Raw genomic sequence first — 23,763 nt, 5'->3', positions numbered from 1 at the left:
CTTCCAGCTTCCAGCTTCCAGCTTCCAGCCTTCAGCCGCTTTTGTGCCTGTACTGCTGCCGATACTGATTCGGTGAGAGTTCGGTGTGGTGGCGAAACAGGCGGGCGAAGAAGCTGGCGTCGTCGTAGCCGACTTCATAGCTGATGGTCTTGATGCTCTTGCGTGTGGTCGAAAGCAGGCTCTTGGCCGTTTCGATACGCAGCCGCTGCAGATAGTGCAGCGGCTTGTCGCCGGTGGCAGCCTGGAAACGGCGCATGAAGTTGCGAATGCTCATGCCATGCTCGCGGGCCACGTCCTCAAAGCGGAATTTCTCCGCGAAGTGCTCCTCCAGCCATTCCTGTATCTGCAGTACGCGGGTATCCAGGTGCAGCTTCTGCCCGCCGAAGCCGATCCGGCCCGGGCTGTAGTTACGCTGTACTTCGAAGAGGATGTCACGCGCCATGCCCTGAGCAACGCTGGCGCCGCAGAAGCCTTCGACCAGATGCATGTAAAGGTCGCAGGAGGACGTGGTGCCGCCGGCGCAGTAGAGGTTGTCGCTGTCGGTCAGGTGTTTTTCCAGCGTAAGCAGCACGCGGGGAAAGCGCTCGGAGAACTCCTTGGCGAAGCGCCAGTGGGTTGTGGCTTCACGTTCATCGAGCAGGCCTGCAGCAGCCATCCAGAATACCCCACTGGCTTCGCCGCAGATGGCAGTGCCGGCTGCGTGGCGTTCCTGCAGCCAGGGTTCGACCTGTGGGTACTGTTGGCAGAACTGGTCGAAATCGCCCCAGAAGGCCGGCAGAATCACCGCGTCAGTTTCCCCAAGCGAACCTTCGACCTCAATGCGTGAGCCGTTGAATGTCGTGACCGGATTGCCGTCAGGACTGACCAGCCAGGTTTCCAACGCGGGCGTCAGGCCCAGGCCAAGCTGTTTGCCGTAACGCAGGCTAGCCATGTGGAAGAAGTCCTTGGCCTGCATCAGGGTGGAGGCGAAGACGCCATCGGTGGCGAGGATGCTGATGCGCTTGGATGCGGATGGCTTGAGCATGTTGTCTACTTCAAAGAGTCATTATTAGTGAGGCAAGGGTAAATCTGCCTTCTTTAGGCGGGAGCGTCTTATTTTTTTCGCCTAGTGTCCAGTCTCAATCTTCCTGATCACGAAAACGCTCCCGCCGTTGTCCATCCGTAACGGAGGATCCTTTATGACGACCGCAACAACCCTAGACGCCGGTGAGGCGTTTTCCGGCTGGGATGGCAGTACCACCGCGGCGCGCAAGATGCAGCAGGAACTGGCGGAAAAGGTAGTGCTGATCGATGACTTCGAACCACTGCGGCTGATAGCCGGCGTCGATGTCGGTTTCGAAGAAGGTGGTGCGGTGACCCGCGCGGCTGTCGTGCTGCTCGACGCACAGACCCTGGCTCCGGTAGCACAGACACTGGCGCGGGTTCCCACCAGGATGCCCTACATTCCCGGCCTGTTGTCGTTTCGCGAATTGCCGGCGGTGCTGCAGGCGCTCGAAGCGCTCGGGCAGGTGCCGGACCTGATCTTCTCCGATGGCCATGGCATTGCCCACCCGCGTGGCCTGGGTATCGCGGCCCACCTTGGTGTTTTCACCGGCCTGCCGACCATTGGCGTCGCCAAGAAGATACTTACTGGCCAGCATCAGCCTCTTGGGGAGCAGCGCGGCGATCAAGTCGATCTCTTGGACAGGAGCGGCAAGCAGATCGGCACCGTATTGCGTAGCCGGGAAAAAGTACGACCCCTGATCATTTCTCCAGGCAACCGGGTCAGCCTGGAGACTGCGCCGCAGCTGGTGATGCGTTATGTCACCCGCTACCGCCTGCCGGAGCCGACCCGGCTGGCTGATCGTCTGGCCTCGCGCCGAGATGAAAAGCGTGTCGGCATCCAGCCCGACCTGGACCTGCAATGACGCCGCTTGCAGCCTGCCGCCAGCAGGCGCTAGCCTGCAGGGCCGCAACAATAGCCAGGACTCTCTGCGATGCAGCTGGATCACGCGACAGGCTGGTGCCGAGGCATTCGCCATTGCCCATCGCCCAACTTCAATCAGCGCCCGGATGGTGAAATTTCGCTGCTGGTTATCCATAACATCAGCTTGCCGCCGGGGTGCTTCGGTACGGGCAAGGTGCAGCAGTTCTTTCAGAACTGCCTGCCAGCAGACGAGCATCCTTTTTTCGAAGAAATTTCCACGCTGCAGGTGTCTGCGCATTTTCTGATCGAACGCGATGGTGCCGTCACGCAGTTCGTCTCCTGTCTTGATCGAGCCTGGCACGCAGGCGTTTCGAGCTTCGCCGGTCGTGAAGGCTGCAATGACTTCTCCCTCGGCATTGAGCTGGAAGGAACCGATGATGAGCCTTTCAGCGAGGCCCAGTACGAGAGCCTGATTCAGCTCTGTAGCCTGCTGCAGCAGGCCTATCCGGCCATCACGCCAGAGCGGATCTGCGGTCACAGCGATATCGCGCCGGGTCGCAAGACCGATCCGGGCCCGAATTTCGACTGGTCTCGCCTGCGTGCGGCTGCGATCATCACGTGAAACTCGTCCCGCTCAAGGACCCTGATACATGACTTTTCTCGTTCTATTGCTGGTACTGCTGATCGAAAAGCTCACCGACTGGCGACGGGATGTGCAGCAGGATGAACCCTGGTTGCGCCTGTTGCGCAGCGTCGAGGGGAGTGCCAGGTTGGCAGCGATGCCCTGGCTAAGCCTGTTGCTGGTGGTGTTATTGCCGGTGCTGCTGCTTGGGTTGCTGCTGGCGGCACTGGAGCCGCTGGCCTATGGCTGGCTTAGCCTGCCGCTGCATCTGCTGGTGTTGCTCTACAGCCTGGGGCGCGGCCATGCCAAGCGCGATCTGGGCCCTTTCCGGGACGCCTGGCGGCGCGACGATCAGGAGGCGGCGGTGTTGGTCGCTGAGCGTGACCTCCAGCTTACCGCCACAGATGCGCCAGGCTTGCTGCGTGCTGTTGAAGGGTGGCTGCTCTGGTGCAGGTATCAGGGCTTCTTCGCGGTGATTTTCTGGTATCTGTTGCTGGGCCCGATGGCTGCGCTGGCTTATAGACTGCTGGTGCTGACCCTGGAGCATGCGCGCACGGATGCCATGCGCGAGCGCGCCGGCCAGCTTCTGCATGCCTTTGACTGGCCGGCGGTGCGCGTGCTGCTGTTCAGCTTCGGCCTGGTCGGTAACTTCGTCGCCGTCAATCGCTCCTTGCTGCAGGAATTGCTGAACTGGGATATTCCGGCCCGGCAACTATTGAGCAGCGTCGGCCCTGCGGCGGCTGACCTGGGCGAAGCCGTAGAAGGGGAGGCGGGACTCGCTCGGCTCGATAGTCTTGCGGCCTTGCTGACACGTACGCGGATGTTCTGGTACGCGCTGATAGCGCTCTGGACCATATTCGGCTAGCTCTCAAGGGCGCAGTCTGAGCTGGGCGGGCTCGCTCTTGGAAGCAAGGTTGTTTGCTCGGCCAATCCCAACAATAAGACGGGCAGATCATCTGTGCTTATAAGGGCACTTTGCCATTACGTTAATTTACAAAACCCAATCGGCTTCTCCCGTATAACGTCAAGTGCACCTCTCTGACGAGCCCTGTAGCAGCACTTGATGCTGCACGCACAACAACAAAAAGTTGGGAGACGTCTCATGCGCAGCTTGATGGGCCCCGCCATTGCATTGATGAATCGCCTGAGTTTCGCCATGAAATTCAGCCTGATCAGTGTGCTTTTCTTTGTTCCGATGCTGTTGACCAACTTCTATCTGGCACGCGACTCGTACCAGGAGTTTGTTGGCACCCGTCACGAGCTGCAAAGTCTGGATCTCTTGAACAATGCCTTGCAGCTGCGCCGTCAGCTGGAAGACTGGAAGGACCTGGTAGAGATCGAAGGCATCATTGCGCAGTCCGGCGGCGACCAGGCACTGCAGGCCCGCCTGGAAAACGCCGAGCGTGAGCTGTCGATGCGTATGCAAGCTCTGCTGCCGGTTAGCGACGATGCCGACCAGGTTGAGGAATTCAATGGCCGCCGTGACGGCCTTGCAGCAGCCTTGCGCGACGCCCAGGCGCAGCAGTCGCTGCAAGCCAAGGCCGCTATGGCACGTGCCCTGCTGGGTGATACGCAGGTGATGATCAAGCTGATTGCCAGCCAATCCGGGCTCAGCCAGGACGGTCAGCGCGATGTGCGCATGCTGTCGGAACTGTTGACCTCGGTAACGCCGGTGATTACCGCCACTCTTGGCGAGGGAAGGGCCGTGGGTGCCTACACCTTCGGGCAGGGGTATCTGAATTCGGACGCCAGCAACACCCTGGATGCGTTGCTGCTTGAGCTGGAAAAGCAACAGAGCCAATACGCGGCCCAGTTGCAAGCTGTGCTCGCCGGCAGTGCCGCGGCGCAGCAGCACTTGGACAGCTTCGCTCGGGAGAGCCGCGAGTCGCTGCGGATCACCAGCGATATCTTCCAGGATCAGGTGATCATGGCCGAGACTCTGGATCAGCCGTGGCATGCCTTTTACGATCTGATCAGCCGTGAAATGGCGAAAACCTATGGGCTCAACGACGCCATTCTCGGCTTTCTTGATGCCCAGCTTGGCGTGCGTCTGGAGCAGAAGCGGCTATTAATGACGGGCCTGCTGGTGGCGTTGGCGCTGGTGTTCGTACTGGTGGTCTACCTTTACAGCGCCTTTTATATCTCTACCCGTGCATCGCTGCGCAGTCTGGGCGCTACCATGGATCGCGTGGCCGCCGGCGATATGACCGTGCGTTGTGAGGTGCGCAGCCGCGATGAACTGGGTGAGCTGGGGCAGGTGTTCAACCAGACGGTGGCAAGGATTCGCGAGCTGATAGAGCGTGTCGGTCAAACCGTCACCGAGGTCGAGCGTCAGGCCACCCGGGTGGAGCGTGTATCCGGCGAAAGCAATCAGACGGTTTCAGGCCAGCGTGGGCAGATTGAGCAGGTTGCTACCGCAATGAACGAAATGTCGGCTACTGCCCAGGCAGTGGCCAGCAGCGCCTCATCGGCAGTGGACAGCGCCCATGACGTCAACCAGCAGACCGTTGGCGGGCGCGAACTGGTTGAGGCCCAGGTGCAGGGAATCGAGCGTCTGGCTACGGAGATCGACCAATCGGTAGAGGTGATCAATCGGCTGGCCGGCGACAGCAAGACCATCAGTCAGGTGCTGGATGTGATCAAGGGGGTCGCCGAACAGACCAACCTGCTGGCACTCAATGCGGCCATCGAGGCTGCGCGTGCCGGCGAGCAGGGGCGCGGGTTTGCCGTCGTCGCCGACGAAGTGCGCAATCTGGCACGTCGTACGCAGCAGTCCACCGAAGAAATCGAGCAAATGATCAGCCGCTTGCAAGGCGGTGTTGGTGCCGCGGTGAAGAGCATGGGCGCCAGCCATGCAATGGCTGACGCCACGGTCCAGCAGTCGGCACAGGTCCGTCAGGCACTGGAGAATATTCTCGGTGCAGTAGGTGTGATCGTCGATCAGAACCAGCAGATCGCAGCTGCTGCGGAGCAACAGACGGCGGTAGCCCAGGATATCGATCGCAATATCGTTGCCATCAACGAAGCGGGGCAGCGGACAGCTGAGGGCGCCGGACAGACGGCCCAGGCCAGCCAGGAATTAAGCGCACTGGTGGGGCGGCTGCAGCAATTGATTGCGGCGTTCAAGGTTTGAAAGTTCCGCTCTAGAAGCGCCTGGCGAGCTCTTCCAGACGTCTCGGACGGCGCTTAAACGCCGATAGCCCCTTCGGCTGCTATCCCCAACCAAACAGCCCGCAGGTATTACGATAGCTGACCGCAGCCAGCTCTTCGGTGCTGATACCGCGAATTTTAGCCAGCTCGCGGCAGATGTCGGGCAGAAACTCAGGACTGTTGCGCTGGCCGGCATGGCTATGCGGCGTTATGTCAGGAGCGTCGGTCTCCAGCACGATGCTGTCCAGCGGTAGCTGTTGCAGGACGCGATGCATGCGCTGCGCCTGGGGCCAGGTTCCGGCGCCGCCGAGGCCGAGCTTGTAGCCGAGCCTGATGTATTCCCGCGCTTCTTCGAAGCTGCCGCTGAAGGCATGAACGATGCCGGTGCGTTTGAGCTTGTAGTGTTTCAGGGTGGCGATCATCGGCGCATGGGCACGTCGCACATGCAGCAGCACCGGCAGCTCGAACTCATCGGCCAGCGCCAGTTGGGCCTCGAGCACGGCCTGTTGACGTTCCTTATCGGGCTCCTCGATGTAGTAGTCCAAACCAATTTCGCCGATGGCGCAGAGTTTTTCCGCGCCACGCAAGCGCAGCAGCCAGTCTTTCAACTGCTCCAGATGCTCGTTTCTATGTTCTTGCAGGAACACCGGATGCAGACCGAGGGCGGCATGGACAGCCGGCTGGTCCTGGGCCAATTGCCAGACCCGGTCCCAGTTCCCCCGGCACACGCCGAGCACGACGATGCGCTCCACACCGGCGGCTGCACAGCGCTGCAGTACGCTGTCGCGGTCGTCATCGAAATCCTCGAAATCGAGGTGGGTATGGGTGTCGATCAGCTGCATCTGTCGCACGGCAAAACTCTCATGAACAGGGAAGGCCTGCATATCGGACCGCCGGACCCGCCTCAGGCTCCCGCACTTTTGCGTTCGGCGGCGAGCAACGCGGATTTGCGCGCAACGCCCCAGCGATAGCCGGTCACTGCCTGGTCGGCGCCCACCACCCGATGGCAGGGCACTAGCAGACCGATCGGATTGCTCGCACAGGCACGGGCCACGGCCCGGGCATGGCTGCCAAGGGTGGCCGCCAGCTCGCCGTAGCGCATGGTCTTGCCCGGCTCGATGGTTTGCAGGGTTTGCCAGACCCGTTGCTGAAAGGCGCTGCCCCGCAGGTCCAGAGGCAGATCGGCACGGCGGCTAGGGTTTTGCAGTTGCGTCAGTACGGCGTCCAGCCAATCCTGTAGGCCGGCCTGGTCGCGCTGCAGTTCGCCAGCCGGAAAGCGTGCTTGCAGTTCATCGATCAGCGCCTGCTCATCATCTGCGAATAACAGCGCGCAGAGGCCGCGGTCGCTGGCGGCCATCAGCAGCAAGCCCAGTGGGCAGGGCGTGATCGCGTAGCGCAATTGCTCCTGGGTGTCCTTGCGCTGGCGAGTGTCAGTTGGGTGTGAACAATCAGTGGCGAACATGACGACCTCCACGAGTGATTGGCTTGATTGTCCGCCCTGTAAGAGCCCATGCCAATGCTCTGCAGCGGCAAACTTGCGGGTGAGCATGGAAGCTCGCAGGTGATTACCGTAATCTGCAGGCCTCAGTAGCCGAGAAGGGTCTGTAAATCGCTGATGAAAACGCCAAAAAGACTCGAGCCACTGGTCGAGGACGGGCTGATCGATGAAGTGCTGCGCCCGCTGATGAGTGGTAAAGAGGCAGCGGTATACGTGGTGCGCTGCGGTGATGAGTTGCGCTGTGCCAAGGTCTACAAGGAGGCGAACAATCGCAGCTTTAGACAGGCGGTGAAGTATCAGGAGGGGCGCAAGGTGCGCAGCAGCCGCGATGCTCGCGCCATGGCCAAGGGCTCCAAGCACGGCCGCAAGGAAAAGGAAGAAAACTGGCAGAACGCCGAAGTTTCAGCTTTGTACCGCCTGGCAGATGCGGGAGTTCGCGTACCCAAACCCTATGATTTTCTCGACGGCGTGCTGCTGATGGAGTTGATCTCCGGTGAAGACGGCGACGCTGCGCCGCGCCTCAACGATGTGGAGCTGCATCCCGACGACGCCAGAGAGTTTCATGCCTTCATGATCGGTGAAGTGGTGAAGATGCTGTGCGCCGGTCTGGTGCATGGCGACCTTTCCGAATTCAACGTGCTGCTCGACGAGCATGGTCCGGTGATCATCGACCTGCCGCAGGCGCTGGATGCCGCAGGCAACAACCATGCGTTCGAGATGCTTGAGCGGGATGTCGCCAACATGTCGGGCTATTTCGGGCGGTTCGCTCCCGAGCTCAAGTTCACGCGTTATGCCAAGGAAATGTGGGCGCTGTATCAGGAAGGCAAGTTGACGCCCGAAACCCGGCTGACCGGCGAGTTCGCCGAGCCGGAGGATGCCGCCGACCTGGCTGCGGTGATGCGCGAAATCAAGGCGACGCTGGCCGAGCAGGAGCGCAGGGAGGCTTTACGCAAGGCCTCTGACGAACCTTCCGATGAGCCGCCGACGCCGCCCTGGATGCGCCATTGATAATGCCGGTTCGCCTGGGTGAGCGTTGGCCCGCCTGAGCGGGCACGGCGAATTGCGCGTATCATTCCCGGTGTTAACCATTTGTGCAGGGAGAACAGCTATGCAAGGTCAGCCACAGATCATCGAGTATCTGAAGGAGCTGCTGCGGGGTGAGCTTGCCGCGCGTGATCAGTATTTCCTGCATTCGCGCATGTACGCCGACTGGGGCTTCAGCAAGCTCTATGAGCGCATCAACCACGAAATGGAAGAGGAAACTCAGCACGCTGACGCGCTGCTGCAACGTATCCTGTTTCTCGAGGGCACGCCGGACATGACGCCTGACGCGCTCAATATCGGCAGCAATGTGCCGGAGATGCTGCGGGCCGACCTGGCGCTGGAATACAAGGTGCGTCAGGCGCTGGTCAAGGGAATCGCTCTGGCCGAGCAGCATGGCGACTACGTGACCCGCGACGTCCTTGCGTTGCAACTGCACGATACTGAGGAAGATCATGCCTACTGGCTGGAACAGCAGCTGGGGCTGATCGACCGCATCGGCCTGCAGAACTACCTGCAATCACAGGCGGGTTGAGATTCCTTCATAAAGCACGAGGCCAGGCAATTGCCTGGCCTCGTCGTTTCTGCCTGCCGTTCAGATCCGGAAGCGGCTGACCATGCTCTGTAGCTGACTGCCCAGGCGTGCCAGTTCGTGGGTGGCAGCGGCTGTTTGCTCGCTGGCCGAGGCCGTTTGCTCCGACACGTCGCGCACATGCACGACGCTACGGCTGATTTCCTCTGCAACCGCGCTCTGCTCCTCGGCGGCTGTAGCGATCTGCTGGTTCATCGCCTGGATATTGGACACCGTGGTGGTGATATCGGCCAGGGCGCTGCCGGTCTGGCGGGTCAGTTCGACGCTGCTCTCGGTGAGTTCGCGGCTGCTCTGCATGATGCTAGCAACCTGCTGGGTGCCGCTGTGCAGGGCGCTGACCAACTGCTCGATTTCCTCAGTGGACTGGCGTGCGTTGTGCCAGGCCACGTACTTCGTCGGCCACCACCGCGAAGCCCCGACCAGCTTCGCCTGCGCGTGCTGCTTCGATTGCCGCATTGAGTGCCAGCAGGTTGGTCTGCTCGGCAACCGTGCGGATCACACCCATCACGCTGCCGATCTTGTCGCTGTCGCGTTGCAGCGCCGTCATGGCTTCCGAGGAGCGGATGACTTCATTGGCCATGCGCTCGATCTGGGTCACGACCTCAGCCGCCAGACGGTTGCCGTCGCGGGCCTGGATATCCGCCTCGGTGGCGGCCTGCGCAGCCTGTTCGGCGTTGCGTGCGACCTCATGGACGGTCGCCGACATCTCGTGCATGGCGGTCGCGACCTGATCGGTTTCCTCTCGCTGGGAATTGGCCCCGGCGCTGGTCTGGGTAGTAACGGCCGACAATTCTTCGGCGGCACTGCTGATCTGGCTGACGCCATCGCGAATGCCGCCGATGAGTTCACGCAGGGTTTCGCCCATGCTCTGGATGCCGCGCTGCAGCGTGCCCATCTCGTCACGACGGGTAACGGCTCTGCGGGTAGCAAGGTCGCCCGATGCGATATGCTCGACATCCGCTAACGTTTCTTGCAGCGGCAGGGTGATCTGACGGGTGATCAGCCAGGCGGCAGCCACACCCAGCAAGAGGGCCAGGGCAGCGCTGATGCCGAGGCTCAGGTGGGCGCTGTCGCTCTCGCTGCTCATGCGCTCCTGTTGCTGCTGATACAGCGTGTCGCTGATGCGCACGATGTGGGTTTGATGGTCGATCATGTGCTGGCGGGCCTGAGCGGTCGCCAGGGTGGCCTTTTGCAGGGCCTCGATGCCGGTACGGTAATGGTCGAGCGCCTCGCGGGTGCGCTGGAGGATATTGCCGTCGAGCAGGTCACTGTGGCGGTCCAGCGCCGCCATGGCCAGATCCAGTTGCGGGTGGACGGCCTGGGCGCTTTGCTCGGTGTTCAGGTCCATGTAGACCCGCAGGAGGTACCGCGCGTGCTTGATTGCCTCTCGGACTTCGCTGATCGCGCGGTAACGCTCGAAATCGTCTGCGCGCAGCTGTAGAGCCTGTGCGTGGAGCAGGGCGTCCTGATCCGAGAGTACGCGGGCACTCTGCTCGATGGATTGGTTGGCCGCATTGGACTGTGCAAAGGCCTGGCGCATCATGTTCAGCCCCTGCTCGAAGCCTTCGTTGTGGCCAGCCTGCTCCTTGAGCAGTGCCTGATCGGCGGGGTTGTCGAAGTGCCGGATCATCTCACGATGATTGGAGCGGTAGTGGGCCAGGAACTTGTCCACGCGCTCGGTGGACGCGCTGTCACCCTCGGCCAGAATGTACTGCAGGCGAGCAATGCGCAGATCGCTGAGGGCGTTGTTGAGCTGTTTTAAGACTCTTTGGAACCATGGGGGTGGGCAGCACACCCGGACGCCAGGTCCTTGAGAATGGGGCAGTCGGGGCGTTCGTCACCATGGCAGGCACTCACCAGCTCTTGCAGTGTATCGCGCAGTCCTACCAGCTCTTCAATCTTGCGGTTGAGGTCTTCGATATGGGCGCCGGCCAGCCTTTTCACATCGGCGCTGGCGCGCTGGTCGTCTTGCCAGAGCGCCAGCAGCTTGCCGATCTCCTCCAGGGAGAAGCCCAGATCACGCGAGCGTCGGATAAAAGCCAAGCGGTGCAAGTCCTGCTGGTTGAAGTGACGGTAGCCGTTGGCGCTGCGCCCGCTGGAGGAGATCAGCCCGATGGATTCGTAGTAGCGGATCATCTTCGCCGACAGTCCGGTTTGCTTTGCCGCTTCGCCGATGTTCATGCCCGTTGCTCCTCGTCGTGTCCCGGTTTCCAGCGCCTTAGCAGCAGGGCATTGCTGACCACGCTGACGCTGGAAAGCGCCATCGCCGCGCCTGCGACCACTGGGCTGAGGAAGCCGAACGCCGCCAGCGGAATGCCAACCATGTTGTAGATAAAGGCCCAGAACAGGTTCTGCTGAATCTTGCGGTAAGTATGGCGGCTGATATCCAGTGCTGCGGGTACCAGCCGCGGATCGCCACGCATCAGCGTGATGCCTGCGGCGTGCATGGCCACGTCTGTCCCGCCGCCCATGGCGATACCGACGTCGGCGGCGGCCAGGGCTGGTGCATCGTTGATACCGTCGCCCACCATGGCCACCACGGCGCCGCCTTTTTTTAGGTCGGCAACGGTAGCGGCCTTGTCTGCCGGCAGTACTTCGGCGTGCACGCTGTCGATCTTTAACGCCTCGGCCACCACTCGGGCGCTGCCGCGGTTGTCCCCGGTAATCAGATGGCTGCGGATATGGCGGGCATCGAGTGCCGCGATTGCCGCGGCTGCGCCGGGCTTGAGGCTGTCGCCAAAGGCGAACAGACCCAGGACCCGTGGCTGTGTGCCGCTCTCGATCAGCCAGGAGAGGGTACGGCCCTGAGCTTCCCAGGCCTCGGCCTGAGCGGCCAGCTCTCCCGGCTCCAGGCCGTTTTCTTCCAGAAGACGGCGATTTCCCAGTGCCAGCTCACGGCCGTCGATACTGCCGGCGATGCCGCGTCCGGTCAGTGACTGGCTTTTGTCTACTTCAGGCACGAGCAGCTGCTGTTCCGCACAGCGGTCCAGGACCGCTTTGGCCAGTGGGTGCTCACTGCCGCGTTGCAGTGCACCGGCCTGTCTCAACAGGGCTGCTTCATCACCGTCGACAGCCTGTAGGTGAACGATGCGCGGCGTGCCTGAAGTCAGGGTGCCGGTCTTGTCGAAGGCGACAGCGGTAACTGCATGGGCGACTTCCAGTGATTCGGCATCCTTGATCAGGATGCCGTGACGTGCAGCGACGCCGGTACCGGCCATGATCGCCGCCGGAGTCGCCAGCCCCAGGGCGCAGGGGCAGGCGATGACCAGTACCGCAACGGCATTGATCAGCGCGACCTCCGCTGGCGCGCCGGCCAGGAGCCAGCCGATCAGTGTTGCCAGGGCGATAACCAGCACCGCCGGGACGAAGATCTGGCTGACCTTGTCCACAAGCTTCTGGATGGGGGCTTTGGCTGCCTGGGCATCCTCAACCAGACGGATGATGCGTGCCAGCACGGTTTCCCCACCCAGAGCGGTGGTGCGCACCAGCAGACGACCCTCGCCGTTGATGGCGCCACCGGTGATCTTGTCGCCCGGCGCCTTGTTTACCGGCAGGCTTTCACCGCTGATCAGGGCTTCATCAGCCTGGCTGTGACCGTCGACCACCTCGCCATCCACCGGGAAGCGTTCGCCGGGCTTGACCATGACCAGGTCATTCAGGCGCAGCGCGGTAATCGCCACCTCTTCTTCTCGGCCGTCAATGACGCGAGTTGCCCGCTCCGGCCGCAGCGCTTCCAGAGCACGTATCGCCGCACTGGTCTGGCGCTTAGCGCGGTTCTCCAGGTATTTGCCCAGTAGCACCAGGGCGATGACCACGGCTGAAGCCTCGAAATACAGGTGCGGCATTTCGCCTGCGGGCGTAGCCCACCACTGGTAGAGGCTCAGGCCGTAGCCGGCGCTGGTGCCAATGGCCACCAGCAGATCCATGTTGCCGGTGCGGGCGCGCACGGCTTTCCAGCCCGCTACGTAGAAACGCGCACCAAGGATGAACTGCACGGGGGTTGCCAGCAGAAATTGTGCCCAGGCCGGTAGCATCCAGTGCTGGCCGAACAAGTCGCCAAACATCGGCAACACCAGCGGCGCGGCCAGCAGCAGGGCGATGAAAACCGCACGTCGTTCGTGGGCCAGGCGCCGGTCGTTGGCTTGCGCTGCAGTTTCCGGCCTGGCACCGACCTGGGCCTTATAGCCGGCAGCTTCAACCGCCTGCGCCAGGGTTGCGGCTTCCAGTGTGGCGATTGCTTCGATACGGGCACGCTCGCTAGCCAGGTTCACCGTGGCGCTGCGTACGCCAGGCACTTTGAGTAGGGCCCGCTCGACCCGACCGACGCAACTGGCACAGGTCATGCCTTCTACGGCCAGCTCCAGAGTCTGCTGCGGTACGGCATAGCCGGCTTGCTCCACAGCCTGGACCAGGCCGGCGAGATCGCCTTCGCTGCTTTCCACATGTGCCTGTTCGGTGGCCAGGTTAACCGAAGCACTGTCCACGCCAGGCACCTTGAGCAGCGCGCGCTCAACCCGGCCGGCGCAACTGGCACAGGTCATTCCGCTGACGGGGAGGGTATGAGTGGTGCTGGACATGCTCGGCTCCTGCTGATTCGCTGCTGGCATGATCAACCTTTACCTTGTGGCAAGGTCAAGTGCAATGTGCGTCCACAATCTGCTTGACCTTACCCAGGTGGCAAGCCCGAGGATGCTCGAGTGTTCTACAGCAACAATAGAAGGAGAAAGCGATGCAGGCATTCAAGGTAAGCGGCATGACTTGCGGCCATTGCGAGCGCGCAGTGATCAATGCCATCAAGGCGCGCGATGCCGAAGCGCAAGTGAAGGTCGATCTGGATAGTGGCAGCGTGCAGGTGGAAAGCGTGCTGAGCGAGGCGGTAATTCGCGAAGTGATCGAGGAAGAAGGCTACAAGGTGGGCTGAAGCCGTCCCGGCTGGCAGGTGGTTCGGCCGCCTTCAGCGGCGATATCTGCTGGTCGTTGCGTCTTGCTATTGCCTGGAATCTCGAACGGCGAGCTAGATAATTCAGCCCGACTGAGCTGCCTGCAACCGAGCATCCCAGTCACGGATCAGTCCACGAAACAGCGGATCGATCAGAGCTGCGCTGTCGGCTTCGGGGTCGTAGAGGCTGGAATCTCGCGTCCAGTCAGTGAGCAGTCCGACCAATAGAGCGTGCAGCGACAGGGCGGCGATGCGTGGTGTCAGGCCTGGCCACAGGCTGCTGGCGGAGCGTTCCAGCAGCTGCTCGCAGAGATCGATAAATTGATTGATGAAGGCGTGATGCCGTTCCTCGGCTTCGCGCAGGTCTTCGGTGAACTCGCAGCGATGCAGGAGAATGGTCATGATCCGGCGCTTCTGTGCTTCACGCCCCAGCGCCTGAATAGCCTCGACGCAGAGATTGCGCAGTGCCAGCAGCGGCTGCTGCTGGTTGTAGTCGCACAGTCGTTCGGTAATCAGCTCCGGCGGCAGGCGCACCTGGTTGAGCATTTCGTGGAACAGATGCGCCTTGTTCTGGAAGTGCCAGTAGACCGCGCCACGCGTTACCCCGGCATCGCGTGCGATCTGGTCGAGGCTGGTATGCGCCACGCCCTTGTCGAGAAACAGCTTTTCGGCGGAAGCCAACAGGGCAAGTCGGGTCTTTTCAGCGTCTTCTTTGGTTCTTCGCATTTCGGGCTCGGTGTCGGCGTCGAGGTTACGGGGTTACAAACAGACTTACAATCGGTCCCGTATGTAACAGCATCCCCCCGATCTGTAAACGTCCCTTCAGACCAGTCGTGCGTCCAGGCTGTTCTGCGCCAGCCGGCGCGCCTGTTCCTCGGTCATGCCCAGGCTCTCATGCAATGCCATGAAGTTTTCCGTCACGTAACCGCCGAAATAGGCCGGGTCGTCGGAATTGACCGTAACCTTCACGCCCTGCTCCAGCAGTTGCAGGATGTTGTGCTGGCTCATGTCATCAAACACCCGCAGCTTGGTATTGGACAGTGGGCACACCGTCAGCGGGATCTGTTCCTCGATCAGCCGAGCGATAAGCCAGGGGTCTTCGGCTGCACGCACGCCGTGGTCGATGCGGCTGACCTTGAGCAGATCCAGCGCTTCCCAGATGTACTCCGGCGGACCTTCCTCGCCGGCATGGGCGACAGCGAGAAAGCCTTCGGCACGGGCCTTGGCAAACACGCGCTCGAACTTGCTCGGCGGATGACCCACTTCGGAACTGTCCAGCCCCACGGCGAAAAATGCATCGCGGTACGGCATGGCCTGTTCCAGTGTCTTGAACGCTTGTTCTTCTGGGAGATGGCGCAGGAAGCTGAGAATCAAGCCACTGCTGATGCCCAGCAGCTCGCGTCCATCGGCTAGCGCATCGCTGATGCCACGCAATGCGACCTCAAAGGGGATGCCGCGGTCGGTGTGAGTCTGAGGATCGTAGAACGGCTCGGTGTGCACCACGTTCTGTTCTTCGCACTTCTGCAGATAGGCCCAGGTGAGATCGTAGAAATCCTGCTCGGTGCGCAACACGTCGGCGCCGCGGTAATAAAGGTCGAGAAACTCCTGGAGGTTGCCGAACGCATAGGCGCTGCGCAGGGCATCGACGTTATCCCAGGGTAGGGCGATCTTGTTGCGCTCGGCCAGGCTGAAGAGCAGCTCCGGCTCCAAGGAGCCTTCCAGGTGAAGATGCAGTTCGGCTTTGGGCAGGGTGTTGAGCCAGTTATACATATGCAGTTCTCATAATGTTTCGCTCATTTTAGAGGCCTGCTGCAGGGAAAGGTCAAACGGCTCATCAGGCATGCGCAGATTGCAGCAATATGACTACGCGATGAAGATATGGCGGGTCTGGTTAAAAAATGACCATGCTCGGCAAGCGCAGCAACCATCGCTGTCTGGCAGGTTATTCCCACTGTTATCCACAGAGTTCTCCACCTGAAACGGGCATAACTTCGGCCTTGACAGCCTGAAACTGATGGCAACATGCCTTTTAGCGAAGAAAGCCCTAAAAGCTTGATTTATCAAGGGGTTGATCGGTTTGTCTGGCACACTAAACGAGCTTTGCTCAGTAAATGGTCAAAATTCTGAAACCCGCGCCGTTGCGCTCTTGCAGCCAGTCATCAAAAGGTTATCCACAGCGCACTCCACAAGAAATGTGGGCAAAGCAGAGGCGCATCACTCATCGACAGCCGACAGGCGGCTGCGGCCTCGACTGATATCAGCCAGCAGCTGTTGCAGCCCAGGCTGCTGCGACTCGGGCAGGGCGAGCTGCAGTTCGGCGCCTTCTGCATCGAAGGTTTCACTTTCGATAACCGCCTCGTATTCCTCCAGGCGCGCCTTCAGCAGAGCCAGCTCCGAGAACCGGCAATGACAACTGTAGAGTGCTCGGGGAACCAGCTCGATCCGCTCGCCGGCCTGCAGGCACTTCGCTGCCGAGCCGCCATAGGCTCGGGCCAGACCACCAGTGCCAAGTTGGATGCCGCCGAACCAGCGTGTCACCACCACCACGACCCTATCGCAATCCTGCCCTTCGATTGCGACAAGCATCGGCCGGCCGGCAGTGCCGCCGGGTTCGCCGTCGTCGCTAAAACGGTAGCGATTACCAATCTTCCAGGCCCAGCAGTTGTGCGTTGCGGTGTTGTCGCTGACGGCCTGAATAAATGCCTGGGCTTCCTCGGGACTTGCGACTGGCGCAGCTTTGGTGAGGAAGCGGCTCTTGCAGATGGTTTCCTGATATTCGCAGGGCGCGGCGAGGGTAAAGGTCATGAGTACGTCGTAAAGCCGGTTCGGTACACCATTGTAGCGGCCGTAACGCCGATCAGCCCCTTTGGGGCGTTGGTCGGTCAGCTTGAACTCTCCCGTACCTGCGATTGATCAAACTAACAGTGTCCGCACTGGGCCTCAGCAACCGACATCACGGGAGAGAGTCAAATGCTCAACCAACGTTATCAGACCTGTATCGAAGCCTGTTCCGCCTGTGCACTGGTTTGCGAAACCTGTGCCGCCTCATGTCTGCGCGAGACGGACGTAAAAATGATGGCGCGCTGTATCGAGCTGGACCGGGACTGCGCCGACCTGTGCGCTCTGGCCGCATTACTGATGACCCGTGATAGCGAACATGCGAAGGCCGTCTGCCGGCTGTGTGCTCAGGCGTGCCGGGCGTGCGCCGAGGAGTGCGGAAAACATCAGGCCGATCATTGCAAGGCGTGCGCACAAGCCTGCCTGCGCTGTGCCGAAGAATGCGAGCGTATGGCGGCGTAGCAGATCGTTCCAGACGATCTGATGGTGATTTGCCTATCGAGCACGTGCCGGCTCTGTCTCCGGGTTGCCAGTGTTTTCTGGCGACTCCTCGGTCGAACCGCTCAGGGGCTGGTTGGTGGCGCGGCAGGTTAGTTCGGCGAATGGCTCGTCCGGAGAATAGTCACCGGGTACGCGCTCTACCCTTTGGCTGTTCGGGTTCACATTGAAAACCGGCGGTGCTGAGGTGCTCGCCCGTGCATCTGCCGGCACGTGAAACTCGCAGGTCACCATTTCGCCGGTCTTGTTCATCACCCGGATCGCTCGAATGCCCACCAGTTCGCCGCCGGCTTCGGTCGTGGCGGTGGGCACGCCCATGGCTTCGACTTCGATATCCAGGTCGTTGAGATGGGTAATGACCTCCGGTTTCGGGGTCTGGGCCAGCGCAATCGATGTGCACGCGCTGAGGGCGAAGAACAGATGCTTGGTCATGGGTACCTCCTTGATTGCATGCTGCTTGGAGGCTCCTGATGGCCGAGGGTTCGCTCGAATTGCTACAGCATCACGCCATAGCCCCTGGCCATCAGGGCCGCGAACATGGGGAGCAGCAGTAGCAGGAACAGTTCGACGCGAATGATCAGCGTCACTCGCCGTGCCTGGTTAGGGGGGAGGATAGGGACCTGACCGGCCTTGAGTGCAGAGCGCCATTTGAAGAACGTCAGGGTGGGGTACAGCGACAGCAGGGCGACGACGATGAACAGGGCGACCTTGGTGTGGAAAAAGCTGTTGTTGAGGTAGTAGTCCAGCCCCTTGCCGAAGTGCATGGCGCGCGCGGTGCCAGTAAACAGCACCAGGCCGGCGACGATGCCGAAGGCGATATCCGTGCGGTACAGGCCGCGCGCCCGCGCAAAATCCAGCGGCTGGAGCATCAGCTGGTGCTCGATAACCAGCAGTGCGAAGAGCAGCAGGATCGCCACAAAGTGCAGGTAGGCGATGACGGCATAGACCATGTCAGGGTCCTTTCGGTGTATGTACGACGGCCGAGGCATGTGGCGGCTCGAACCATTGCCGTTGGCGTTGCAGGCGCCGGGCAATCGCGCCCAGGCAGAGCCCGCGCAATAGCATGAAGCTGAGAAAGGCCAGCCACAATCCGTGATTTCCCAAATCCTGTAATAACCAGCCCAGTGGGAGTGCAATCGCTACCGCCAGCAACATGGCATTGCGCATTTCGCGAGCGCGTGTGGCGCCAATGAAGAGTCCGTCGAGCAGGTAGCTCCATACCGCGACAAGGGGCAGTGCAGCGAGATAGGGGAGATAGGCGATGGCCATCTCGCGCACGTCCGGAATGTTGGTCTGCATCTGAATGAACAGAGTGCCGCCGAACAGGAAGAACAGGCCGAAGGCCAGGCTCGCTAGCAGCGACCAGCCGCCGGCAACGGTCAGCACGCGCCTTAGCTCCAGACGATTGCGTGCGCCGATGGCGTGTCCGCTGAGCGCCTCAATGGCATGTGCCAGGCCGTCCAGTGCATGTGCGGTGAGCAGCAGGCCGTTGAGTAACAGAGCGTTGGCCGCGACCGTGGTATCACCCAGGCGGGTGCCCTGTACGGTGACCAGAAAGAACACCAGCTGCAGTGCCAGCGACCGTATGAATATGTCCCGGTTGGCGGCCATAAGTGGCTTCCAGTTGACCCAGCGGCCCAGCGCCTGACGGTCGAGCCGCCCCGGGTTCTGCCGCAAGGCGCCGCGCGTCAGCGCCAGGCCCACCGCCAGGCCGCTCCACTCGGCAATCACCGAGGCGCGAGCGGCGCCCGCCACGCCCCATTCCAGGCCCAGAACGAACCAGAGATCGAGGACGACATTGAACAGGTTGGTCGTGAGCAGAATCGCCAGGGGCGCGCGTCCATTCTGGGCACCCAGAAACCAGCCGATCAGCGCCATGCTGCCCAGCGCTGCGGGGAGACCGAACAGCCGAGTGTTTAAATACAGCTGGGCCAGGTCATCGAGTTCAGCGGAGGGCTGCATCAGTTGCAGAGCGAAACCCTTCAGCGGCTGCGCCACAACGCTCAGCAGCAGGGCAAAGCCGAATGCCAGCAGCAGGCCCTGCAACAGCACCTGGCGCAAGGTGCCGCCGTCGTTGCGTCCGCTCGCCTGGGCCGCAAAGCCGGTGGTGCCCATGCGCAGGAAGCCCATTACCCAGACCAGCAGTGTATAGAGCGTGCCGCCGACTGCCACCGAGGCCAGCTGATGGGCGTGGGGCAGGTGACCGATCACTGCACTGTCGACCAGCGCGACCAAGGGCACGGACAGATTGGACAGGATCATCGGCGCAGCCAGCGCCCAGACACGTCGATGAGTGGGCGCGTGCCGCCAGGCAGCGAACAACCGGAACATTGTGGGGCCTCCAGAACAGCCGGCCACTATACCGTATGGGCCCAAGCCAAGCGCGGGCCTGCCGGCGGAGTCGTTCGCGAGCTAAAGGTGATAGTTCTTAGCCAGGCCGAAAAGAAAAGCTTGCGGCTTCCTGGGGCTAATACGCCGCTTTTTGTAGAAGAAGACTCGTCCACAAGATGTTAGCGGAGCCTTGGGCACGGTCAGAAAAGCAAATGCTCGCGGCCAAGGCCGCTCCTACAGAAACCGCCTGCTGTCGCCTGTTGCTTAGTGGATCAGCCAGCTCAACAGCCACAGCCCCAGAAACAGCCAGATCAGTGCGGCAATGATGGAGCCCCGCAACAGCGCGCGCACTGCCGCCGCCAGCAGCATCAGGCCGACGAGCAGGGCGCCCAGGCTGACCAGTGAAGGGTCGATGCCCAGGGTGCGCGCGAGGCCTTCGAGAAAATTGCTCCCGGCCCCGGCCAGAAAGCCGAAAACGCCGCTCAGAGCATCGACGATAAAACGAATCACGGTGCCGAGCGCCTCGCCCAGCCATTCGAAAAAGCCTTCCACGCGCATGCTGCTCTCCTGTCGCTCATACGGCTGCCACGGCATTGGGCTATCAATCGCTCCGGCAGTTCCCGGTACGGTTTGAACTTGAACCTTGCCGGCCGGTCAATTCAGGGCTTTTTGCCTGGTGTATCTTTGTCATCCGGCTGTAATCCCCTTAGGTCAGGCTGGCCGCCTGACTCCTCACGAGATAATTCATGGCAATCCAAACTGGGGTGCGTTCTTCGGGACTTTTCGGGGCCTCGCCGAAAAAACTGTGGGCTCTGGGCCTGTTGTGCGCGGGTCTGCTCTATACCGCATTCGCGATGCACTTGGATGAACGTGCTTTCTACAGCATCAAGTCCGCCTGGCATGAAAACAGCTGGGAAGCGCGCAGCCTGTGGCTGCCGGAGTACGAAGTGCGGGTAGATGCCCTGCCGGTGGAAACCGTCGCCAACAACCTCTCCGGGCTGACGTTCGATGAGCGCCGCAACCATCTCTGGGCGGTGGTGAACAACCCCGAAGAACTTGTCGCGCTGGACAGGGACGGCACCTTCCTCGCGCGTTATCCGTTACGCGGCTTCTCGGACGTCGAGGGCATCACCTATCTCGGCGAAGGCCTACTGGTTCTGGCCGAGGAGCGCAGCCAGTCGCTGGTGATAGTGCCGGTGCCGGAGGCTGCCGGCGCGCTCCAGCGCAAGGACTACGCCTCGATCACCCTGGCAATCGGGGACGGCGACAACAATGGTTTCGAGGGTGTCGGTTACGACCGGCGCGGGGATCGGTTGTTTGTGGTCAAGGAGCACTCACCGCGCAAGCTCTACGAAATTCAGGGCCTGAAGGCCAGCTTGAATGGTCAGATGAACCTGAAGGTCATTGATCGTGAAGCCTGGATCGAGGACAAGGGCATGGCCAGCGACCTGGCTTCGGTGCATTTCGACGAGCGGACCGGGCATCTGGTATTGCTAAGCGAGGAAGCAAAGATGCTGATGGAGCTGGATGGCAACGGCAATCTGGTCAGCTTTCGTTCGCTCTGGCGCGGCTTTGCCGGACTCGAGCGCAGCGTGCCCCAGGCCGAGGGCATGACCTTCGATGCGCGGGGCGATCTGTACCTAGTCAGCGAGCCCAATCTGTTCTACGCCTTCGAGCGCAAGTGAAGCCGTTTTTTATAGGAACAGCTTCAGCCGCAAAATTCGCAGCTTAAACCGCCCACAAAGCAAAGCCTTATCGCCGCACATGGGAGCCGCAACCCCGCAGCCAATGCAGGCGACAGCCTGCCAGCAGGCTTAAAAGCTCGCGCCAGGGGCGCACTCCCAACAAGCGAAAGCCCCGCGCATCATTGGCCTTAATGCGGCGGATACTGCGATAGCACCCGGGTAACGGCTTCGCGGAACATATTGGCGCGTTCCTGAGGACCGCCCGGATTGCTGCGCAAGGTCTGCTCGGTACTGCCACGCCATACCAGCTTGCCGTCTTTGGCGTCGTAGAAATCGATCTGCAGGGTGCCGACCTGGTAGTGCAGGGTGCGGGTATCGGTATACATCGGCCCGCCCCAATAGCCGTGCCACGGACTGCCCCAGGCACCCATGGAGGTGGTGGTGTATTGCTGGGTGCGTTGTTCGACGATAAGCCAGACTTGCACGTGCAGGTCCGCGGCGTTGCCCGCCTGTGCCTTGCGCAAACCGCGCTGATCGAGTTGCTCGCTGACAGCGCTGCGGATGCGTTGCTCGGTGAGATCGCTCTGGATTCGTGGATCATCCGGGCGGTACTGCAAGCCCGGCTCCTGCCAATCCCAGCTGCGATAGCCAGCGTAGTCTCGCTGCGGGTCAAAATCACGCTGCACCTGGGCGCTCTGGCAGGCGCTCAACAGCAATAGCAGAGGGAGCAGCATCAGTGTTCGGAGCATTCGATATCTCCTCGGTGGCAACCCTATTCGCCAGGTCGGCGACCTCAGCGCGGCGGGTAGTCGGCCAGGGCGCGATTGATCGCCTCCCGGGCGGCGTTCTTGCGTTCGGCCTGCTTGCCGGTGCTTCGGGATTCGGCGCGGTTGCTCCAGACGGACAGCCCGGAGGCACTGTCGAAGAGCTCGATGCGCACCGCCATCACCTCTTCCTCGTAATTGCGCACTATGGGCACGCTGGTGCCGACACCGTAACCGCTGCCGTAGCCATAACCGCCGCCATAGCGACCGACGCCGACGCGGGGGCCGTAATCATCATAGACCTGCCGCACCCGCGTTTGCAGGCTGGCGCTGGCAGAGACCTGTATATCGCCCTTGGCGCCGTTTGGTGCCGGGCGCAGGCCGCGCTGATCGAGTGCGCCGGCGACCATTTCCTGCAACTCTTCGCCGGCAAGGGAGGCGGCACCGGCTGGCGGGGTGCGCCAGCTCCAACTCTGGTAGCTGGCAAAGTCCCGAGGTGTGGCTGGGTAGATGGGCGACTGGATCTGCTCGACAGGCGGCGCCGGCGGAATCGGCGCGGACTCGCTCGTGTAGGGGTTGCTGCTCTGGCATGCCGCGAGGCTCAGGCAGAGCAGGGGTATCGCAGTGTGCTTGAGCATTGATGTCTCCCAGTTCAGAGCGGTCGACATAGCCAGTGCAGATAGCGTCCCAGACCGGCAAATGCCGGGTGTCGGCGATACGCCAGCTCCATGTCCACCAGTTCTTGCGGTGCGGCGCGGGTCTGAAAATCGCCAGGCATGTAGTCGTGAAAAACCCGCACGCCACTGCTGCTTTCGACCCGCCAGTAGGGTGCAAGTTGCGCTCCCAGCTCGCGTGGATCGAGCGGTCGTTGTGGAGTCAGGCTCTGGCGCTCGCCGGCAAAATCCTCGCGGCGCAGCTTCTTGAAATGGCCCTTGAGCAGGTTGCGGTAGATCAGCGCGTCGCGGTTGTAGAAGGCCAGTGACAGCCAGCCATCAGCCGCAGCCAGGCGGTGCAGTGCCGGCAGGATCGCCGCAGGTTCGGCCAGCCACTCCAGTACCGCGTGGCAGATGATCAGATCAAAGCGACCCTCGACATGCTCTGCCACTTCTTGCCAGGGCGCCTGAATAAAGGTCGCCGCCAGGCCAGCACTGGCGAAGCGCTCACGGGCACCGTCGAGCATCGGCTCGGCGGGTTCGGCCAGCGTGACATCATGGCCCTGCTGCGCCAGCCAGAGACTCATATGGCCGAGCCCGGCACCGATATCCAGCACCCGCAACGACCGCTGCGGCAGCACCTCGGAAAGGTCCGCCTGGAGCACGGCGAGGCGGATCGCGCCTTTGGTGCCACCATAGATCTTCTCCGCGAAACGGGTGGCCAGCTCGTCGAAATGGCGATCGTTCATGGGGCGAAGCGCCGTTCGTTGTCGGCCAGCTTGGCCAGCAATGCCTGCTCCATATCGATCCCCAGCTCACTGCACATCAGCAGCAGGTACATAAGGATGTCACCGACTTCCTGTCCGGCGTGCTCCAGTTTGTCGGCGGGCAGTTGGCGGGACTGGTCCTCGGTGAGCCACTGGAAAATCTCCACCAGCTCGGCCATTTCTACGCTGGCGGCCATGGCGAGGTTTTTGGGGCTGTGAAATTGCTGCCAGTCGTTCTGGTCGCGGATGGCGTGCAGGCGTCGGGTGATCTTTTCGATGTTCATATGGAGGGCGGCTCGTTTGAAGGCCGCTAGCTTCCAATAGTGCGCGGGTGCCTGCAAGGAGCAGAGGGTTGACTGGGCTAGCTGGGGGCGTTTGGGATGAAGGTTGGGGGGGCGGTGAAGCTTTTGACGTTGGAGGAGGGCGGTCAAGGCCGTTCGCGAGCAAGTTCGCTCTACAGGTTCGGAGGCTGCGTTCGT

The 23,763-nt window shown here is 61.5% G+C and carries 24 protein-coding genes and 3 pseudogenes; 10 read left to right on the top strand and 17 right to left on the bottom strand.

Going from position 1 to position 23,763, the window contains the following annotated elements; translation table 11 throughout:
- Positions 1-31: 31 nt before the first annotated feature.
- Positions 32-1,024: a GlxA family transcriptional regulator gene (locus tag BN1079_RS08380; RefSeq protein WP_037023637.1), complete on the bottom strand. Its 993-nt coding sequence runs from the start codon at positions 1,022-1,024 to the stop codon at positions 32-34.
- Between the two features lie 154 nt (positions 1,025-1,178).
- Here BN1079_RS08380 and nfi point away from each other — a divergent pair, with 154 nt between their 5' ends.
- The 5 genes and pseudogenes from nfi to BN1079_RS17975 all read left to right on the top strand — a co-directional run bounded on the left by nfi (position 1,179) and on the right by BN1079_RS17975 (position 5,661).
- Positions 1,179-1,907, top strand: coding sequence for a deoxyribonuclease V (gene nfi / locus BN1079_RS08375; RefSeq protein ID WP_037023636.1), 729 nt, complete (start codon positions 1,179-1,181; stop codon positions 1,905-1,907).
- 69 nt (positions 1,908-1,976) lie between these two features.
- Entirely contained in the window at positions 1,977-2,528 is a 552-nt protein-coding gene (ampD, locus tag BN1079_RS08370) for a 1,6-anhydro-N-acetylmuramyl-L-alanine amidase AmpD (protein ID WP_037023634.1), read from the top strand.
- A 28-nt stretch (positions 2,529-2,556) separates the two neighbouring features.
- Positions 2,557-3,393 (top strand): regulatory signaling modulator protein AmpE, encoded by an 837-nt coding sequence (ampE, locus tag BN1079_RS08365; protein WP_037023632.1) that lies wholly within the window; start codon positions 2,557-2,559, stop codon positions 3,391-3,393.
- Between the two features lie 198 nt (positions 3,394-3,591).
- Positions 3,592-4,806 (top strand): annotated as a pseudogene (locus tag BN1079_RS17980) (HAMP domain-containing protein); the annotation flags it as partial.
- Positions 4,807-4,947: 141 nt separating this feature from the next.
- Entirely contained in the window at positions 4,948-5,661 is a 714-nt protein-coding gene (locus BN1079_RS17975; RefSeq protein ID WP_414860258.1) for a methyl-accepting chemotaxis protein, read from the top strand.
- A gap of 79 nt (positions 5,662-5,740) precedes the next feature.
- Here the strand turns inward: BN1079_RS17975 and BN1079_RS08355 are convergent, their stop codons facing one another.
- Both BN1079_RS08355 and BN1079_RS08350 read right to left on the bottom strand, forming a co-directional pair.
- Positions 5,741-6,520 (bottom strand): TatD family hydrolase, encoded by a 780-nt coding sequence (locus tag BN1079_RS08355; RefSeq protein WP_139053073.1) that lies wholly within the window; start codon positions 6,518-6,520, stop codon positions 5,741-5,743.
- 62 nt (positions 6,521-6,582) lie between these two features.
- A pseudogene (locus tag BN1079_RS08350) lies at positions 6,583-7,104 on the bottom strand (methylated-DNA--[protein]-cysteine S-methyltransferase); the annotation flags it as partial.
- Positions 7,105-7,293: 189 nt separating this feature from the next.
- Between BN1079_RS08350 and BN1079_RS08345 the strand changes: the two are divergent.
- Positions 7,294-8,184 carry a PA4780 family RIO1-like protein kinase gene (locus BN1079_RS08345; RefSeq protein WP_037023625.1) on the top strand — a complete coding sequence of 297 codons (891 nt, stop codon included), beginning with the start codon at positions 7,294-7,296 and terminating at the stop codon, positions 8,182-8,184.
- 100 nt (positions 8,185-8,284) lie between these two features.
- Positions 8,285-8,752, top strand: coding sequence for a bacterioferritin (gene bfr / locus BN1079_RS08340; protein WP_037023623.1), 468 nt, complete (start codon positions 8,285-8,287; stop codon positions 8,750-8,752).
- A gap of 60 nt (positions 8,753-8,812) precedes the next feature.
- On the opposite strand, the pseudogene BN1079_RS17525 reads toward bfr, so the two are convergent.
- From BN1079_RS17525 to BN1079_RS08325, 3 genes and pseudogenes are all read right to left on the bottom strand, one after another.
- Positions 8,813-10,571, bottom strand: a pseudogene (locus BN1079_RS17525) (methyl-accepting chemotaxis protein); the annotation flags it as partial.
- Entirely contained in the window at positions 10,568-10,990 is a 423-nt protein-coding gene (gene cueR, locus BN1079_RS08330; RefSeq protein WP_037023621.1) for a Cu(I)-responsive transcriptional regulator, read from the bottom strand. The pseudogene BN1079_RS17525 and the gene cueR, both read right to left, overlap by 4 nt.
- Positions 10,987-13,386, bottom strand: a complete 2,400-nt coding sequence (locus BN1079_RS08325; protein WP_037023619.1) for a heavy metal translocating P-type ATPase — start codon at positions 13,384-13,386, stop codon at positions 10,987-10,989. The genes cueR and BN1079_RS08325 overlap by 4 nt, the downstream gene beginning before the upstream one ends.
- A 152-nt stretch (positions 13,387-13,538) precedes the next feature.
- Between BN1079_RS08325 and BN1079_RS08320 the strand changes: the two genes are divergently transcribed.
- Entirely contained in the window at positions 13,539-13,730 is a 192-nt protein-coding gene (locus BN1079_RS08320) for a heavy-metal-associated domain-containing protein (protein ID WP_037023617.1), read from the top strand.
- A gap of 102 nt (positions 13,731-13,832) precedes the next feature.
- On the opposite strand, the gene BN1079_RS08315 is transcribed toward BN1079_RS08320, so the two are convergent.
- From BN1079_RS08315 to BN1079_RS08305, 3 genes are all read right to left on the bottom strand, one after another.
- Entirely contained in the window at positions 13,833-14,474 is a 642-nt protein-coding gene (locus BN1079_RS08315; protein WP_037023615.1) for a TetR family transcriptional regulator, read from the bottom strand.
- A 96-nt stretch (positions 14,475-14,570) separates the two neighbouring features.
- Positions 14,571-15,518, bottom strand: a complete 948-nt coding sequence (locus BN1079_RS08310; RefSeq protein ID WP_037023613.1) for an adenosine deaminase — start codon at positions 15,516-15,518, stop codon at positions 14,571-14,573.
- Between the two features lie 444 nt (positions 15,519-15,962).
- Positions 15,963-16,553: an IMPACT family protein gene (locus BN1079_RS08305; protein WP_037023610.1), complete on the bottom strand. Its 591-nt coding sequence runs from the start codon at positions 16,551-16,553 to the stop codon at positions 15,963-15,965.
- A 165-nt stretch (positions 16,554-16,718) separates the two neighbouring features.
- Between BN1079_RS08305 and BN1079_RS08300 the strand changes: the two genes are divergently transcribed.
- The gene (locus tag BN1079_RS08300; RefSeq protein WP_037023607.1) at positions 16,719-17,048 is read left to right on the top strand and encodes a four-helix bundle copper-binding protein; all 330 of its coding nucleotides are present in this window, start codon (positions 16,719-16,721) and stop codon (positions 17,046-17,048) included.
- Positions 17,049-17,081: 33 nt separating this feature from the next.
- Here BN1079_RS08300 and BN1079_RS08295 read toward each other — a convergent pair whose 3' ends face one another.
- From BN1079_RS08295 to BN1079_RS08280, 4 genes are all read right to left on the bottom strand, one after another.
- Complete coding sequence (locus BN1079_RS08295) at positions 17,082-17,516, bottom strand: hypothetical protein (protein ID WP_052114452.1); 435 nt, start codon at positions 17,514-17,516, stop codon at positions 17,082-17,084.
- A 62-nt stretch (positions 17,517-17,578) separates the two neighbouring features.
- A complete protein-coding gene (locus BN1079_RS08290; RefSeq protein WP_037023605.1) occupies positions 17,579-18,034 on the bottom strand; it encodes a DUF2214 family protein in 456 nt (151 codons plus the stop codon).
- 1 nt (position 18,035) lies between these two features.
- Positions 18,036-19,415 carry an MATE family efflux transporter gene (locus tag BN1079_RS08285; protein WP_037023604.1) on the bottom strand — a complete coding sequence of 460 codons (1,380 nt, stop codon included), beginning with the start codon at positions 19,413-19,415 and terminating at the stop codon, positions 18,036-18,038.
- A 264-nt stretch (positions 19,416-19,679) separates the two neighbouring features.
- Positions 19,680-19,973 carry a hypothetical protein gene (locus BN1079_RS08280; protein WP_037023602.1) on the bottom strand — a complete coding sequence of 98 codons (294 nt, stop codon included), beginning with the start codon at positions 19,971-19,973 and terminating at the stop codon, positions 19,680-19,682.
- A 188-nt stretch (positions 19,974-20,161) separates the two neighbouring features.
- Here BN1079_RS08280 and BN1079_RS08275 point away from each other — a divergent pair, with 188 nt between their 5' ends.
- The gene (locus tag BN1079_RS08275) at positions 20,162-21,100 is read left to right on the top strand and encodes an SdiA-regulated domain-containing protein (RefSeq protein WP_052114451.1); all 939 of its coding nucleotides are present in this window, start codon (positions 20,162-20,164) and stop codon (positions 21,098-21,100) included.
- A gap of 188 nt (positions 21,101-21,288) precedes the next feature.
- Here BN1079_RS08275 and BN1079_RS08270 read toward each other — a convergent pair whose 3' ends face one another.
- Genes BN1079_RS08270 through BN1079_RS08255 form a run of 4 tightly spaced genes read right to left on the bottom strand, consistent with a single transcriptional unit; the run spans position 21,289 to position 23,568 of the window.
- On the bottom strand, positions 21,289-21,849 hold the full coding sequence (locus tag BN1079_RS08270) for a DUF4136 domain-containing protein (RefSeq protein WP_037023599.1): 561 nt from the start codon (positions 21,847-21,849) through the stop codon (positions 21,289-21,291).
- 44 nt (positions 21,850-21,893) lie between these two features.
- Positions 21,894-22,502, bottom strand: coding sequence for a DUF4136 domain-containing protein (locus BN1079_RS08265; RefSeq protein ID WP_037023597.1), 609 nt, complete (start codon positions 22,500-22,502; stop codon positions 21,894-21,896).
- Positions 22,503-22,516: 14 nt separating this feature from the next.
- Entirely contained in the window at positions 22,517-23,266 is a 750-nt protein-coding gene (locus tag BN1079_RS08260; RefSeq protein ID WP_037023596.1) for a methyltransferase domain-containing protein, read from the bottom strand.
- A complete protein-coding gene (locus tag BN1079_RS08255) occupies positions 23,263-23,568 on the bottom strand; it encodes a nucleotide pyrophosphohydrolase (RefSeq protein WP_037023595.1) in 306 nt (101 codons plus the stop codon). Before BN1079_RS08255 ends, BN1079_RS08260 begins: the two co-directional genes overlap by 4 nt.
- Positions 23,569-23,763 lie beyond the last annotated feature (195 nt).

The organism is Pseudomonas saudiphocaensis (assembly GCF_000756775.1).
Taxonomy (GTDB): Bacteria; Pseudomonadota; Gammaproteobacteria; order Pseudomonadales; family Pseudomonadaceae; genus Stutzerimonas; species Stutzerimonas saudiphocaensis.
The sequence above is the reverse complement of the archived record's forward strand: the minus strand, read 5'-3'. Positions and strand labels throughout refer to the sequence as shown.